This is a genomic window from Catenovulum maritimum (assembly GCF_001050375.1).
In the GTDB taxonomy this organism is placed as follows: Bacteria; Pseudomonadota; Gammaproteobacteria; order Enterobacterales; family Alteromonadaceae; genus Catenovulum; species Catenovulum maritimum.
The window spans coordinates 1-15,648 of sequence record NZ_KQ130518.1 but is presented as its reverse complement, the minus strand read 5'-3'; the positions used below and the strand labels follow the sequence as shown (position 1 = coordinate 15,648).

General features: G+C 35.2%; 13 protein-coding genes. 7 read left to right on the top strand and 6 right to left on the bottom strand.

Annotated elements, in window-relative coordinates; genetic code table 11:
- The 6 genes from XM47_RS18430 to XM47_RS18405 all read left to right on the top strand — a co-directional run.
- Positions 1–594, top strand: a 594-nt coding sequence (locus tag XM47_RS18430) for an ISAs1 family transposase (RefSeq protein WP_149865559.1), incomplete at its 5' end; no start/stop codon positions are given.
- A 271-nt stretch (positions 595–865) separates the two neighbouring features.
- Positions 866–1,885 (top strand): M14 family zinc carboxypeptidase, encoded by a 1,020-nt coding sequence (locus XM47_RS18425; protein WP_048695911.1) that lies wholly within the window; start codon positions 866–868, stop codon positions 1,883–1,885.
- On the top strand, positions 1,875–2,627 hold the full coding sequence (locus tag XM47_RS18420; RefSeq protein WP_048695910.1) for an alpha/beta hydrolase: 753 nt from the start codon (positions 1,875–1,877) through the stop codon (positions 2,625–2,627). The genes XM47_RS18425 and XM47_RS18420 overlap by 11 nt, the downstream gene beginning before the upstream one ends.
- Positions 2,628–2,952: 325 nt before the next feature.
- Entirely contained in the window at positions 2,953–3,669 is a 717-nt protein-coding gene (locus XM47_RS18415) for a substrate-binding periplasmic protein (RefSeq protein ID WP_172656566.1), read from the top strand.
- 250 nt (positions 3,670–3,919) lie between these two features.
- Entirely contained in the window at positions 3,920–6,814 is a 2,895-nt protein-coding gene (locus XM47_RS18410; protein WP_048695906.1) for a TonB-dependent receptor, read from the top strand.
- Between the two features lie 110 nt (positions 6,815–6,924).
- Entirely contained in the window at positions 6,925–8,445 is a 1,521-nt protein-coding gene (locus XM47_RS18405; RefSeq protein WP_048695904.1) for a tryptophan halogenase family protein, read from the top strand.
- Positions 8,446–8,451: 6 nt separating this feature from the next.
- Here the strand turns inward: XM47_RS18405 and XM47_RS18400 are convergent, their stop codons facing one another.
- Positions 8,452–9,171, bottom strand: coding sequence for a substrate-binding periplasmic protein (locus XM47_RS18400; protein ID WP_048695901.1), 720 nt, complete (start codon positions 9,169–9,171; stop codon positions 8,452–8,454).
- A 214-nt stretch (positions 9,172–9,385) separates the two neighbouring features.
- Here XM47_RS18400 and XM47_RS18395 point away from each other — a divergent pair, with 214 nt between their 5' ends.
- On the top strand, positions 9,386–10,552 hold the full coding sequence (locus XM47_RS18395; protein ID WP_048695898.1) for a 3-dehydroquinate synthase: 1,167 nt from the start codon (positions 9,386–9,388) through the stop codon (positions 10,550–10,552).
- A 99-nt stretch (positions 10,553–10,651) separates the two neighbouring features.
- Here XM47_RS18395 and XM47_RS18390 read toward each other — a convergent pair whose 3' ends face one another.
- The 5 genes from XM47_RS18390 to XM47_RS18370 all read right to left on the bottom strand — a co-directional run.
- Complete coding sequence (locus XM47_RS18390) at positions 10,652–10,999, bottom strand: hypothetical protein (RefSeq protein WP_048695896.1); 348 nt, start codon at positions 10,997–10,999, stop codon at positions 10,652–10,654.
- Between the two features lie 156 nt (positions 11,000–11,155).
- Positions 11,156–11,596 carry a phosphate-starvation-inducible PsiE family protein gene (locus XM47_RS18385; protein WP_048695894.1) on the bottom strand — a complete coding sequence of 147 codons (441 nt, stop codon included), beginning with the start codon at positions 11,594–11,596 and terminating at the stop codon, positions 11,156–11,158.
- A gap of 306 nt (positions 11,597–11,902) precedes the next feature.
- Positions 11,903–12,337, bottom strand: a complete 435-nt coding sequence (locus XM47_RS18380; protein WP_077066619.1) for a cupin domain-containing protein — start codon at positions 12,335–12,337, stop codon at positions 11,903–11,905.
- A 75-nt stretch (positions 12,338–12,412) separates the two neighbouring features.
- On the bottom strand, positions 12,413–13,558 hold the full coding sequence (locus tag XM47_RS18375) for an endo-1,4-beta-xylanase (RefSeq protein ID WP_048695892.1): 1,146 nt from the start codon (positions 13,556–13,558) through the stop codon (positions 12,413–12,415).
- A gap of 56 nt (positions 13,559–13,614) precedes the next feature.
- Positions 13,615–15,648, bottom strand: a 2,034-nt coding sequence (locus tag XM47_RS18370; protein ID WP_048695889.1) for an endo-1,4-beta-xylanase, incomplete at its 5' end; no start/stop codon positions are given.

Below are 15,648 nucleotides of genomic sequence, written 5' to 3'. Positions count from 1 at the left end.
CATTGCCTTAAAAAAGTAGCGACAGCAATTGACAAAAAGGGCGGTGATTATGTGCTACAGGTTAAAAATAACCAAGGTAAATTATCGAACGAAATTAAAGCTTACTTTCATAAAGAACGCAGAGACAATAAAGAACTAATTTCGTCACACTCGTTTTCGATAACAAACGATGGTCATGGTCGAATTGAACAGCGAACGTATGTTCAATTACCTGTGTCATCATGGATAGAGCAAAGAGAAGGCTGGGCAAATTTACGCTCAGTGATAGAAGTTACAAGAGTACGTTATTTAAACGGCAAGCACAGCTCAGAGACGACATATTACATCAGTTCACTCGGTGTTAATTTACCACTGATTGCAAAAACGATAAGAAGCCACTGGGCAATTGAAAATTCATCGCATTGGGTATTAGATATGACATTCAAAGAAGACGAATCAAGAATTCGTCGCGGTGATGCCCCTGAAAATATGGCGACGTTTAGACGTTTTGCCATGAATTTAGCTCGTCTAAGCCCCATAAAAGATAGCGTAAAGGGTAAACTCAAACAAGCTGCATGGTCTGACGATGTCAGGCAGCAAATTATATTTGGTTAAAAATCATTCGAGTATGATTTTGCCCTGCTTAGTTTAGCTCTACTAAGCTAGTAAATCTTTTATAGGCTTGCTAAGCAAGTTTATTAATCCTCACTGTATATTTTAAACATATACATCAAAAGAACTCTTATATATACAACTTCATTTTTCTGTAATTAACATGTAGTAAATACTTGTTTATATGAATATTCGCTATTTTTCCGAGAATAAACATCTCACAAACCTCAGTAAATACAGCTTAAAAGTCTGGTTTAATATTATAGGAGATTAAATGCGATACTTTGATGGCTTGTTACCTGAGCTAAAGCAGATTCAATATATTATTGATACTCATCAGGAGTTTATTCATTTAGAGAAAATAGCAACCGTTAACATTAATCAAAGTGAATTACCCATCTATGCCATCAGTTTAGGTAATCAATCTTCAGAAGCACCCGTTATTACATTTGTCGGTGGTGTGCATGGGTTAGAAAGGATAGGGACACAAGTTGTTATTTCATTTCTTGAAACTTTGTTAGGACGAATAAAATGGGATAAAGGGCTTAAACATCTATTAAGCCAAGTTCGAGTTAATTTTATCCCGTTATTAAATCCTGTTGGTATGGCACTACATAAACGATCAAACTTTAATAGTGTTGATCTAATGCGAAATTCACCAACAGAGAGTCACGAAAAAACGGCATTTTTGGTTGGTGGACACAGAATATCTCCTATTATTCCTTGGTACAGAGGCCCTGAAGACAGTGACATGGAAACAGAGTCTAAGGCATTGGTTAATTTTATAAAAACTAACTGTTTTCAATCACCATTTTCATTAGTACTCGATTGTCATTCTGGTTTTGGATTGAGAGACAGACTTTGGTTTCCATACGCAAAAAGTAAACTGGAGCCGATACCACATATAGGCGAAATATATCATTTAAGAGACTTATTATTTCAAACCTATCCACATCAAAATTATGTATTTGAACCCCAATCCAAACACTATCTTTGCCATGGAGATCTTTGGGACCATCTATATGACCTATCACTAGAACATACTGGCACTTTTTTACCGCTAACGTTAGAAATGGGCTCATGGCGCTGGGTTAAGAAAAATCCATTACAGGTACTAAAATCTTTAGGTTTGTTCCACCCTATGAAACCACATAGAGTTAAACGAGTTCTTCGCAGTCATCTGATTTTAATGGATTTTCTAATGTCCGCTACCGCTTCTTATCAAAACTGGCTAGAAGATGGAAAAACGCTTAACATGGCACAGCGCGCAACTAGGAAGTGGTATGACAACTAGTACTGATACCTGTATTTTAATGCTTAGAGGTTTAATGAGGGAACAGGCGCACTGGAAATCATTTATAGAAAAGCTATCGATCCAGCAAAAGCTATACCCAGTAATTGCAATTGATATTGCTGGTAATGGTACTGAGTGTAAGCGGAATTCATTCACGACAATTTCTGCTTGTCGGCAAGATATACAAGTTAGATTTAATACAAAATATCCTAACTGTAAAAAAATAATTTTAATCGGAATATCTATGGGGGGTATGATTGCGTTAGATTGGGCTAAAAATGAACCTAATAAAATTATTAAATTATGCGTTTTGAATACGAGTGCAGCTAATTTAGTCCCGTTTTATCTAAGGTTAAACTTAGCAAAAATAACCGATTTAATTAAAATTATTATAGATCACAAAAGCAGAGAAAAGACGATTTTAAATCTAACTTCAAATGTATATAAAAATAATGACTGTATAATTGAATGTTGGAATAAAATTCAAGATAGAAGACCGGTTTCTCGCTTAAATATTTTTAGACAAATATACGCGGCAGCTAGGTTCAAAGCTGACTCAGTCAATGTCGACTGTTTGATAATTGCATGCAGAAAAGATAAATTAGTCGATTACCAAGCCAGCGTAAAGCTGGCTAAGTTGTTATCTTGTAAATTAGTCATAAACGATACAGCCGGGCATGACATTGCACTGGATGCACCTGATTTTCTACTAGATCAGATAACGGAGTGGTTAGCGAATTAATTTTACATAAATACTTTATATGCTTTGTCTAGGCTTATAAATTCATATTGTTATTTAACATAACATATATTATAGGTCTCATATTCAGAGTGCTAATTTTGCTCAATAATAATATTCTTATAAAGTGAATATTAATCTGCTGTTTAGACATAACTTCTAGCTCGATTTAAGTTTAAATTTTTCATGATGAGCAGAAAATAAAAACTTTATTGCTATACTTTTATTAGATTAATAATGCTCTGGATTTATTATGGTTAGCTTAAAGTTATTCTTTATAGCTTTTCTTTTTGTTGGCAGTTCGTATGCTAATGACCTTAGAATTATTATGGTCAATGAACCTCCTGCAAATTACATCAACAAGCAAGGTATAGTGGATGGATTTGCAACAGACATAGTTCAAGCGATACAACTTGAGATTGGTGACAATACTAAAATTGAAGTTATGCCAGAAGCTCGTGCACTATTTACTGCAGAGCGTGAGCCTAATATATTGATCTACAGTTTTTCTAGAACTAGAGAAAGAGAAAATAAATTTCATTGGATACAAAAAGTTCAAATTAAAAATTGGTCTGTATTTTCGTTAACTGAAAATAAGTTAAAAATAACTTCTTTGAATGATCTTAAACAACTAAAATCAATTGCTGTAGTTCGGGGTGACATTAGGACTAACTGGCTCAAAAAACAAGACTTCGAAAACTTAAGCTTATTTACAACTGCAGTTCAAAGCTTAAACTCTTTATATAAGAAACGAGTTGAAGCTGTCGTCTACGAGCAACAAGGCATAAATTATCTAATGGAAACTTATAACCTAAACCATCTTGAGATTGAAAAGGTTTATGACATAAACCAATCGGATGTCTATATTATGATGTCTAAAAATGGGACAAATAAGGATATTGTTAATAAATGGAAAAACGCTGCAAACAACATTTATTTAAATGGAATTGTTGAAAAAATATCTCGACGCTGGTCTATATTACTTAAATCAAACTCCGAAGATAACTATCAAGTTGAAATAAATGATGGCATATTGATGCTTTAATGAAACCCCTATAATTATTTCTTAACGTTAATATCTTCCATATTTTATATGATTCTGTAAGTTCCTAATTCATCTTCAGTGCTAAACTTTAATTCTCGATAAAAACTCTCAAAAAACATACAACTGTTATTTAAATGTAAATAAAAATTAAATAATCGGTTTACACCACGACTCTCTGTTGATAACATTCACCCAACCACAAACATCCTACGTTTGTACAGGTTAGTCAAATAAGCACAAAGGAATAACAATGAATAATAATAAATTTAAATTACTACCTGTTAGTTTCGCTATTTCATGTGTACTAACAACAATACCAAGCATATCGATAGCTGCTGATGAAGAAGAGACGGAGATCATTCAAGTTAGCGGTATTAGAAGTAGTCTTGCCCACTCAATGGAATTGAAAAAAAATGCACCTTCAATCCAAGACAGTATAGTTGCTGAAGATATTGGTAAATTTCCAGACCAGAATGTTGCAGAATCATTGCAGCGAATTTCTGGTGTTATGATTTCTAGAACTAACGGTGAAGGTGCTCAAGTATCAGTTCGCGGTATGGGCCCAAAGTTTAATGCGGTAAAAGTTAATAATAGAACGGTTGCAACAACTGAACGCGGCCGTGAGTTTGACTTTCAATCTATTCCTTCAGAGTTAATATCTGGTGCTGATGTAATCAAAGCCTCTAGAGCAAACATTGCCGAAGGTAGTTTAGGGGCTTATGTTAATGTAAATACGGCTCGTCCTTTGAGTAAACCAGGTTTTCACGCTGTAGGCTCAATTCATGCTTTATATAATGATTTAGCTGGAGAAACGGGTACTAAATTATCTGGTATCGTTAGTAATACATTTGCCGATGGCACACTTGGTGTGGTTGTTGGAGTTTCGAAGCAAACATCTACAAATAGAATCGACGCAGCAGGTACGACGCATTGGGCTTCTTTCGACGCTGATGGTTCTAGTGTAATTGGCGATGTTAGAAATACAGCAGGTGCAGTTGTCCCAACTGGTAGCATTTATTACCCAGGAAGAGCTACCTATACGCTAGATCAAGAAGATCGAGAACGTACGAGTTTAAACACGACTCTACAATGGTCTCCGACTGAAGATTTTGTTAATACAGTCGATTTTTTATACTCTGAGTTATCTAGACAGGCTAGAAGTAGTGGTATTCAAGTCCCGATGCAAGGTGCTGGTTGGGAAGATCTTGTTGTAACTGATAATAATACAGTTTTAACGGGTATAAGGCGTAGCCGCCCTATTGATACATTATTACAAGAACGTGGCCAGGACTCTGAAACTTTTGCTTTCGGTTACAATGGTAAATTATATTTAAATGAATTAACGCTAACAGCCGATGTAGCATACTCTAAAGCAGAATCTACCCCAAGAGGAAACACTTTAGTAGCGCATGCAACTAACCCTAATTACGATAATACTCTAGATATTAACCATCCTGATTATATTGATGGTCAAATCAAAGGTGTGACGGAAAACGACTATATCAACTTTGATAATAGTGGTGATATCATGACTTTAGATACAAGTATTGAATTTGGAAATCCTGCAGCCATTCGCTCTCATTGGAATGATATTCAACATAAAGAATTAGAAGATACAGTTTTTGAAGCCAAATTTGATGCGAACTATGAATTAGATTCAGGCGTATTTAGATCTGTTGATATGGGCCTAGCTTATACTGATAGAGAAAAATCTCAAGACACATATCAAATAGCCAACGGTTGTTTAAATAGAGATAAATGGGTCGCTCCAACAGGCGACACTGACGAAGAAATCTACACTAACAGAAACACTATTTTCCCTTACAACACTTGTGGTCAAAGACATGATTTTGAAGATAGCTTATTTAGTTTCAATAAAGAAGCGTTTTTAGAAGATGAAGCTGGTAACTTCCCTAGAACATTTGTTTTAGTTAATGATTTTGATGCATATAAACAAGCCGTTGCCGATATTCGTGATGAAGATGACTGGACAACAGAAATCCATAAGCCAGCTTCATCAGTTGCAAATACAGAAAAAGTAACCGCGCTATATACTCAGCTAAATTTAGAGGGAGATAGCTCTAGCTTCAATTGGACTGGTAATTTTGGTGTACGTTATGTAAAAACTGAAACGAGCTCTACAGGCCATAGAAAGTTCTTGGACAAAGATAATATTACAGAGTCTCCAGATACAGGTGAAGGCATTATTCTTGGACTAGAATATACACCTGAAGAAGCAGTTACTGCAGTTAAAGAATATAGCCATGTACTCCCTAGCTTTAACTTGAACTTAGACTTTAATAATGGTTTCTTTATTAAAACTGCGGCTGCAAAAGTAATCACACGCCCTGCTCTTGAAGATACTGGGGTTAACAGCACCTATCCTGCTAATATTCGTGTCAATCAGTACAATACTAAAGGGGGTAATCCAGATTTAGACCCATATGAAGCGACACAATATGATTTATCATTCGAGTATTATAGTGATGGTGGTGATTCTTATTCTGTTGGATTATTCCACAAAGCAATTGATACTTTCATCTCTCAGAAAACGGTTCTCAAAGATACTGGCTATATCATTCAAAGTGACCCAGACTACGGCTCATTTTACGAAATTAGACAGGAACAAACAAATAGAACAGGTGGCTCTGTTACTGGTATCGAATTAGCTGCTCTTCATAATTTTGATTATTTACCAGGTCTTTTAAGTGGTTTTGGCGTACAAGCTAACTTTACTTATACTGACACTAAAGATGATGAAGCTGCGTCTGATGAGATTAAAAGAGACAGTGTAAAAAGTGGTGGTAGCGGATTAGAAGGTTTCTCAAAAACAGCTTATAACTTAATCGGTTTTTATGACAAAGATAATTTCCAAGCTCGTTTAGCGTACAACTGGCGAGATGATTATTTAAAACATAGAAGTGGACCTGTTATTGGCAGTAATGGCTTGCCACAGCATGTAGAAGCATACGGTCAATTTGATTTTAGTGCATCTTATGACTTATCTGAGAACATGACTATTAGTGCCGAAGCAATCAATTTAACCAACGAGAATATATTGGAGTACGCTGACATTCGTGAACGTGTTACATTATTGCAATACTCTGGTCGTCGATTCCAAGTTGGCTTTACGACCAAATTTTAAGTTAAGTTTAATTAAATAACTTGAATAAAACCTAATTGCTTTAATCAGCAATTAGGTTTTTATTATTAACCATTTCATAAGCTTGACTAAAATTATTTATTAGGAAAACCATGGAAAATCCAGACCATATCAACTCTTATGTAATACTAGGCGGTGGTACTGCCGGTTGGATGTCTGCAGCAATTTTAGCTAGGGCGCTAGAGCATACTGATGCTCAAATAACAGTTATTGAATCTCCACATGTACCTAGTGTCGGTGTTGGCGAAGCAACAATCCCTTCTATAATTGACTTATTAAATTATTTGAACATATCTCAAATAGATTTTGTTAGCCAAACTGATGCGACTTTTAAGCTTGCAATTAGGTTTGTAGATTGGTTAAAACAAGGTACTGAATATTGGCATCCTTTCGGTAAAATAGGCAGTCAAATTGATGGTATTCCTTTTTATCAGCATTGGCTCAAACAGCAAAAAATTGATCCTAGTTTTGAATTTACAGACTTTTCACCAGCGGTCGCTTTATCAAAACAAAATAAATTTTTCATCCCTGATCCTAAAAATCCCACCAATTTATCGAGCACTTCTCATGCGCTTCATTTTGACGCTAGTAAAGTTGCTCAATACTTACAAAAATATTGTTTAAATAAAAATGTAAACATAATTACTGATCATTTAGTTGAAACAGATCTTAGTATTGAAGGCAATATTAAAACCCTACACCTGGAATCAGGTAGGCAATTAGATGCTGATTTTTTTATTGACTGTTCAGGACAAAAAGCTCTACTGATTGGTAAAGCGCTTAGAGTGGGATACGATAGTTGGCAAGATTTTTTACCCGTGGATTCTGCTGTAGCTATGCAAACTGAAAAGTTAGATATAATCCCGCCCTACACTTTATCTACAGCAGCAGAACATGGTTGGAGATGGCAGATACCGTTACAAAATCGGACTGGAAACGGATACGTATATGCGAGTGACTATTGTAATAACGAAGAAGCCATTGAATCATTAATAAAACATGCTTGTACTAACTCTAAAGCTATTACAGATCCTAAAGTGATTAAGTTTGTTACTGGTAAAAGAAAAAAAATGTGGCACAGGAACTGTTTATCCGTTGGTCTCTCGACAGGTTTTTTAGAACCATTAGAGTCGACTAGTATTTATTTAATTATGCGTGCGATGCTCAATTTCGTGCAAGTATTACCAAGTAAGAGTATTTGTGAACCCAGTATAAAAGAGTACAACCGTTTAATAGACGACGAGTATAACTCGATCAGAGATTTCATCGTTTTGCATTATTGTGTTACACAGCGAAAAGATACTAAATTTTGGAGGATGTGGCAGAATTTATCAATCCCAGATAGCTTATCTGAGAAACTTGCTCTATTTAAGTCGCATGGTCGTTTATATAAGAATCCATCAGATTTGTTTTCTCAAGATAGCTGGTATGCTGTACTAGAAGGTATGAAGGTAAGACCTACTAGCTATGATCCTCTAGTAGATAGATCAAATTTTAATTTAATTAAACAATCCTTTATTCAAACTAAACAAGCACTATGGTTTAACGCTTCCGAAACATTGAATCATGAAGACTATCTAAAAAGAATCAAGCGTGCTCGGATGGTTAATTAAGGAAAACTACTCCATGACCCTGTGAGTCATTATTATTTCTCCGTCCTTAGTCATTTGTTCTAATTGAGCTGTAATAAGAGGTATTAAAGTTTGATGTTGTTTGTGCAAATAGTGGTAAAGATAAATATCTCTATTTAAGCCTTCTATTATTTTATACTGGTCACCGTCTGGACTATTTAAAATTTTATGCGCATCGTCAGTAGTTAAAAATATAAGATCAACACGCTTATGCAGGAGTAATTCTATTAATATTTCATTTTTATATGCTCGAGTGGCTTTTAAATTATACTCTCGAACCAACTTTTCTTGATCAATAAAGCCGGTAGTAATCCCTATAGAATAATTTTTTAAATCTTCAAACCTATCTGCTTTCACTGTTTTTTTCCCAATTAAAACAGACTCGACACTGCACAGTGGAACAGGTACTCGAATCAGATTGGGGTATTCTATTTCTAGCCCTGCAACTCTTAATAGTTCCCCATCAGATTGGCCTGAATTTGATTCTTTTAAAGCTCTTTTATTCGGTAGTGTTCGGTAATAAACATCATATCCCAACTTTTTATAAGCGGTTGATAATGCTCTTTGAGCGCAAACGAATGTATCACCCAAACTATTTTGAGCAAAGATGAGTGTTGAGTTTGGTAATTCAGCAAATACAGGTGTGCTAATTAAGACAAACAAACAAAGAGTTCTTTTATAAAAATTAGTGCTGATTAATTGACCCATACTCACAATACCAGTAATTTAAAACTATCGATTTAGTTTCAATTGTTTACAATTTCAATTTTATCACAGTTAACTAATAGCTTGAAACTTGTTACAATTAAGTAATTTACTCATTAATTATATTTTACTTTTTTAAAGAAAGGTAAAATAACTCGGTTTTTATTCAAATATTGTATATATAACGAGTGTAGTAGAAAAACCTAAAGGCTGTAAAATGCACAACACGACTATCATCAAGCAAAATTTTCAAGTTTCATATAATTACCCTATATATTTCTCTACATCATGTTTTGCACCAGAGAATAACCTGATTATTGATTTAATCGATAACCTTGATGAAAATCCAAAGATCTTGCCTGTAATAGATTCTGCTGTTTTGGACACGAATCCTAAACTCAATCAACAACTCCTTCATTATTTTAAATATCATCAGCTTGATATATTAGAAACCGAAATTGTGCCTGGTGGTGAAGCTGTAAAAAATGACCCTAGCATTATAAATCGGATCCATTCTAGAGTAGAAACCGATGCGATAGATAGGCACTCATACATACTCGTTATTGGAGGTGGAGCCGTTGTCGATGCAATAGGATATGCTGCGGCAACTGCACATAGAGGCATACGTTTAATTAGAATGCCTTCAACTGTATTAGGTCAAAATGATGCAGGGGTTGGAGTAAAAAATGCGGTGAATTTTAATGGTCGCAAAAATTTCTTGGGTACTTTTGTACCACCTCACGCAGTCGTAAACGATTTTAGTTTACTCAATACATTGCAAGAAAGGGATAAGCGTTCGGGTATCTCAGAAGCAATAAAAGTTGCCTTAATTAAAGATACCCTATTCTTTAATCAACTCTATCAAGAAAGGTATCGCCTTGCAGGTTTTGAGGAAAAGGCAATGCAACAAATGATAATTAAAGGGGCTCAATGGCACCTTAATCATATTGCAACTAACGGAGATCCATTTGAATATGGATCTGCACGACCGCTAGATTTTGGCCATTGGTCTGCACATAAATTAGAAGAACTTTCTAATAATGAATTAAGGCATGGAGAAGCTGTTGCGATAGGTATTGCGCTTGATAGTATCTATTCAAATAAAATGAATCTAATTAGCGAAAATGACTTAATTAAAATTTTAACGCTGTTAATTGATTTAGGCTTTGAGTTAAATCCGGCGGTCTTAACAAAGTTAAACATTAAAACGGCCTTATGCGAATTTAAAGAACATTTAGGCGGTAATTTATGCATCACTTTATTGAACAAAATTGGTGAAGGCTTTGAAGTAAATGAGATTGACGAAGCAGTAATGCAGCTCTCGTTGCTCGCAATCCCAGAATATTTAAATAAGTTATCAAATTTGAAAAATAAATCTGCATAACACTAATACAGTACAATAGACTCATTCTTTAGGCTGCTAGACATACACCCATATCAATACAGCTTAAAGCATGAGTATTAAAATATCACATAGCTAGGTTCAGTTATTAACTAAGCGACTTGCCCAATTACCATCATGCTGCTTTTCACAATCCTCTTCTGTATCGTAAAAAACATGATGCTTTATATTTTTAATTTTAATACCCATATTTTTAAATTCATTTTGAATAAGTGAGTTTAAATTATTATTCAAGTTTGATTTAATATAAATATCTAAATTTTGGTTAGTATCAAATACACAAATAACCTTCAAACTTTGGGGATACTGATCATAATTGACGATGTGGGTTAGCCACTGAAAACCCGTAATCTGTTTTAATGCTTTTTCACAAACATCCGTTAGCACTAACCTAAGTTGATTATCTAACTTTTTATCTGACTTACGCATAATTTATCCATTAGCTTTTTAGTAAAGTTGTCATATATAGGTAAATTGAAATACCTATCGTTATTCATTGATACATTGTAAAGCAAATGAATAATCCTTTTCTAAAGGATTCAAAGTTTAAATTTAGGCAAACAAATTCTATAGTCTATAGAACACCTAAGTTTTTTTAACTCTATAGCTTTGTTTAATAAACCAATAGCAAGCTCCTAGTGCGGTTATAATTATCCCTAAGCCAATAATTGCGATAGGGTCATATTTTTCTAGATCAAGTAAAATAACTTTTCGTGCAACGGCTATAACTGCAACTAATAAAACAACCTCTGCATGTATAACGTTATCTTTGAAATACATTTCAACAGTTTCAACAAGTTCAAAGCCAATTAGAATAATAAAAAAGAAACCAAATATTTTAAATAACTCATCAATCTCAAGAAAAAGTACATCATCAGTTGGATCAAATAAATCTAAATAAAGAATAATACCTAACTCAACTATTGCGATACCAACAATCAAGGTCATCAAGAGTAGAACTATAAAAGACATCCATTTTTTAGATGTGTTAACGACTGATACGGCCTTATCAATATGTTTCCCCATTAATTTGTTCCCCTATGAAAACTTGTTCAGAAAACCAATCTATATATACGGTAAAAGTTAAAATAAGTTCATTTCAATTTTAAATAAATATTACGGGTTCCAATGCAAGCATAAGAATAATGAAAATAAGGTCTCATCATAATTGATATTCAGTTGTGAATTAATCAGCGACGTTTACAAATTTACCCACACTTAGCTGATAGTAAAATATCTAATTTTATTTAGGATACTAGAAAGTTGTTGATTGGTATAAAACATAAACTAGTTAGGGAAGAACAATATAGATACTACATGTGCATAAACAAGCTATTGCATTTGTGATTTAACCTCCCATTTCACCACTACAAATTTAAGTGGCGTTTTACCCGTATTGAATATGCCATGTAAATCACCTGGTGCAGCATATAAAATATCTCCGATTTGAGCTTTTGATTTAATACCATTTAATAACCAAGTCCCCTCGCCGGCTAAAATCATTAAAAATTCTTCTTCTTGATGCTGATGAGGTGGATGTATTTCGTGATTTGGCTCTATTACCGCCACACCTGTAATCACATTTTTACTCGTTTTAGTTTGTCCTAAAAAGTAAGTATTAAAAACAGATCCAACGTATTGATTTACTGCAGCATCTTGAGCAGAAACAATGCTAGATTCTAATAATTTTTGATCATCCGCTTTCAACACAAAGCTTATGCTAAACAACAGTGTCACGAATAAAGTGAAATGTTTTACATTTGTCATAATATGGAAAAATTTCTATATAAAGTTAGCCGCTCGAAACAATGCTTGTGATGAGCGGCGAATCCAGTGTCAGTTTTATTTCGCTAAGCTTTTTTTATACTCAACTAAATCTAATAAAACTTGCTTAGCTTGGTTATTTCTATCAAACATAAGTGGGTAATCTGTTCTACCTTTCATTGGCCAGTCGTTACGCCAAGTTTGGCCATCATTTACACCCCAAAAAGTGATACGCGATATGCTAGATTTATATTTTAAAAACAACTTAAATAAATCTAGATAATGATCTGAAAATTGCTTAGAGATTTCTGCATCCATACCATTTGGATACGGATTCAACCTTTCTTGTAGTGCTAAATCAATCGATATATCAGCGCCTTGATTTTCTGCTTCTGGGAAAGGTAACACGGATACATCTAACTCGGTAATCATAACGTCAACATCTAGGGCTGAAAACGCTTTGATAGAATCTTCAAGCTGAGTTAAATCCGGATAACCTATGCCGTAATGTCCCTGAATACCAATTCCGTCAATTCTCAACCCTTTTGCTTGTAAAGATTTAACGATTTTAACTGCACCGTCACGCTTTTCAGGTTTGAATAAATTGTAATCATTGTAATATAACTCAGCATTTGGCGCAGCTGCCGCAGCAAACTCAAAGGCTTTATGAATATAGTCTTCACCTAAAATTTTATACCAGGGCGACTCTCTCCAGCTGCCATCTTCATTTAAGGCTTCATTGACCACATCCCAACCTTGAATTCGCCCTTTATATCGACCTGCAACCGTATCTATATGAGTTTTTAAACGTGATAATAACAAGTCTCGACTAGCTGGTTGGCCCTTGTCATCTTGAAAAACCCATTCTGGCGTTTGGTGATGCCAAAGTAAGGTATGACCCACGAGAAATATGTCGTTTTGTTCACTAAAAGCGACTAAGGTATCTGAAACATCAAAGTTGAATTGACCTTCTCGCGGCTGCATCGCTTCCCACTTCATTTCATTTTCAGCTGTAAGTGTATTGAAATGCTTTTGTATGACTTGAGTAGTACCGGCTTCTTGCTGATAAATCTGTGCTTTATTGATTGCAGCACCTATGGTGAAACTGTCTCTAAAGGCATCTTTCATGCCTATACTATGATCATCCTGTTTAGTTGCAGTCGATGAACAGGCCGAAATAGCAAAAATGCTTGAAAAGGTAAGTGTTTTCCAAATCTTCATCATTATTTTTCTCTATAAGATTGACTGCTGGGCTAATCTGTCTTAACCCAGCTAAAAATTTACTTAGCGACGACTGAGATATTATCTATATAGTAATCGACACCACTCGCTGGACCTTCAATATAAACATAGGTGCCTAAATCATTCCCACTTACTGTATGTGTATATTCACCTGTTAGTTTAGTCCAATTATCATTACTAACCTCTACTTGATAAGCAGCAGAGTTGTAATGATCGCCAGCATCATCAGTTAATTTAATACTCAATGAGGCTTTGTCGGCAGCTGCATTAGCCAGTTTTATCCAAGCCGTGACTAGATAAGTTTCACCTGGCGTTAAGTTAATATTATGGGCGATGCCATTCCAACTATCAGTACGAGCTGAAGCTTTGGCAGCATACTGACCTGCATTAACTTCACTAGATTCAATTTCAACCGAGGTCGGGCCATGGCCAAACCAATTATGAGTGTTACCTGATTCAAAATCAGAATTAGTCACTAAATTGGCCGCTGGAGTCGTTGTATTATCTTGATTATCTTCTAGGTTAGGCTCATCAGCTCGTGGATCCGCAGCTAACGCGTCTGCGAACCCTTGCAATGCTGGTTTGGGATTAAAATTATCATCAAATAATAATGGCCAATCGGTATTTCCCGTTAAACCCTGAATCCAACTATCTGCATCACCAATGCCCCAAACCGTAATCCCACCTCTTTGGTTTTTAGGTACAACTGCTAGATAAGTACTGACAATGTCAAAATATCTTTGCTTTTGTTTTTCAGCTACAAATGGCGTAAAGGTGTCAAGATCGCCAGAAGAATTCATCTGTATATCAAGCTCAGTTAGTTTCACTTTTAACCCTAAATCAACCACTTTTTTAAGTTGCTTAGCAAAATGAGCTTTATCTGGGCCATTGCTATTAATGTGCATTTGAAAACCAATGCCGTCTATTGGCACATTGTTATCAATAAAATTAGCAGCCATATTAACAATGGCATCTAATTTAGCTTCATTCCACGAGATATTGTAATCGTTGTAGTACAAATCAACATTGGCATCCGCTTCACGCGCTTTTTTAAACGCAAGCGCAATAAATTCATCACCAATATTTTGATGCCAAATTGACGCTTGGCGTTGATCTGCACCATGACCATTATCTACTGCGATAGAGCGATAACTACCATCTTCATTAAATGCTTCATTTACTACATCCCAACTCGCGAGCTTACCTGAAAAGTGACTTGCGACTTGATATACATGATCTTCCATCATTGCAATCCACTGGGATTTATCGCCATTAAATGACTGCATCCAATTTGGAACTTGGCTGTGCCAAACCAACACATGGCCATGTACTGACATACCATTATTTGCTGCATAGTTAACTAAAGCATCTGCATCAGCAAAAGTAAAATTACCTTGGCTAGGTTGAATAGCATTCATCTTCATTATGTTTTCAGCTGACAACTGATTAAAATGATTTTGACTAGCCGTCTGTCTCGCCGTACTGCTTAAAATACTATTCGATGCATTACCAGCAGGTACAGCAACACCTATGTTCATACCTGTAAGTGATTTTAAACTTTGTGCCGTCACAGGCGTAAAATCAGTTAAATTTGAAATTGGATCTAATTTAACTGAGATATCATCGATATAATAGTCAACACCTGCATCAGGCCCTTCAATATAAATCGCGATATCAGATTGATTTGCTATGTTATTTGAATAGTTTCCAGATAACGCAACCCAATCAGAACTGTTAGCCTCAGCACTGGCGATACCTAAATATTGAGTGTCATTACCAGAAGTGACTCTAATACTAAGTTTGACTTGCGCGTTATCAGCATTCGCTAGTTTAACCCTAGCAGAAACTAGATAAGATTTATCTTGGTCTAATTTACCAACTAAACTCTGGATTGGTGCGTTCCAGCTTGCCGTTCTACCTGTAATTTTGCCACTATATGTACCTGTATAAGCTTGTTCACTTGATATGACGATACTCGAAGTTCCATCATTTGTGCTCCAAGCGGTTACATCCCCCAGTTCAAAGTCCGGATTTTCTAATAGCTCAACACTTGTTGAGTCGTCGCCACCTGA

Excerpts from the sequence above, each read along its gene's own strand:
- XM47_RS18420 (WP_048695910.1), top strand. The coding sequence starts at position 1,875 with ATGACAACTAGTACTGATACCTGTATTTTAATGCTTAGAGGTTTAATG.
- XM47_RS18375 (WP_048695892.1), bottom strand. The coding sequence starts at position 13,558 with ATGATGAAGATTTGGAAAACACTTACCTTTTCAAGCATTTTTGCTATT.
- XM47_RS18405 (WP_048695904.1), top strand. The coding sequence starts at position 6,925 with ATGGAAAATCCAGACCATATCAACTCTTATGTAATACTAGGCGGTGGT.
- XM47_RS18390 (WP_048695896.1), bottom strand. The coding sequence starts at position 10,999 with ATGCGTAAGTCAGATAAAAAGTTAGATAATCAACTTAGGTTAGTGCTA.
- XM47_RS18425 (WP_048695911.1), top strand. The coding sequence starts at position 866 with ATGCGATACTTTGATGGCTTGTTACCTGAGCTAAAGCAGATTCAATAT.
- XM47_RS18385 (WP_048695894.1), bottom strand. The coding sequence starts at position 11,596 with ATGGGGAAACATATTGATAAGGCCGTATCAGTCGTTAACACATCTAAA.
- XM47_RS18380 (WP_077066619.1), bottom strand. The coding sequence starts at position 12,337 with ATGACAAATGTAAAACATTTCACTTTATTCGTGACACTGTTGTTTAGC.
- XM47_RS18415 (WP_172656566.1), top strand. The coding sequence starts at position 2,953 with ATGGTCAATGAACCTCCTGCAAATTACATCAACAAGCAAGGTATAGTG.
- XM47_RS18410 (WP_048695906.1), top strand. The coding sequence starts at position 3,920 with ATGAATAATAATAAATTTAAATTACTACCTGTTAGTTTCGCTATTTCA.
- XM47_RS18395 (WP_048695898.1), top strand. The coding sequence starts at position 9,386 with ATGCACAACACGACTATCATCAAGCAAAATTTTCAAGTTTCATATAAT.
- XM47_RS18400 (WP_048695901.1), bottom strand. The coding sequence starts at position 9,171 with ATGGGTCAATTAATCAGCACTAATTTTTATAAAAGAACTCTTTGTTTG.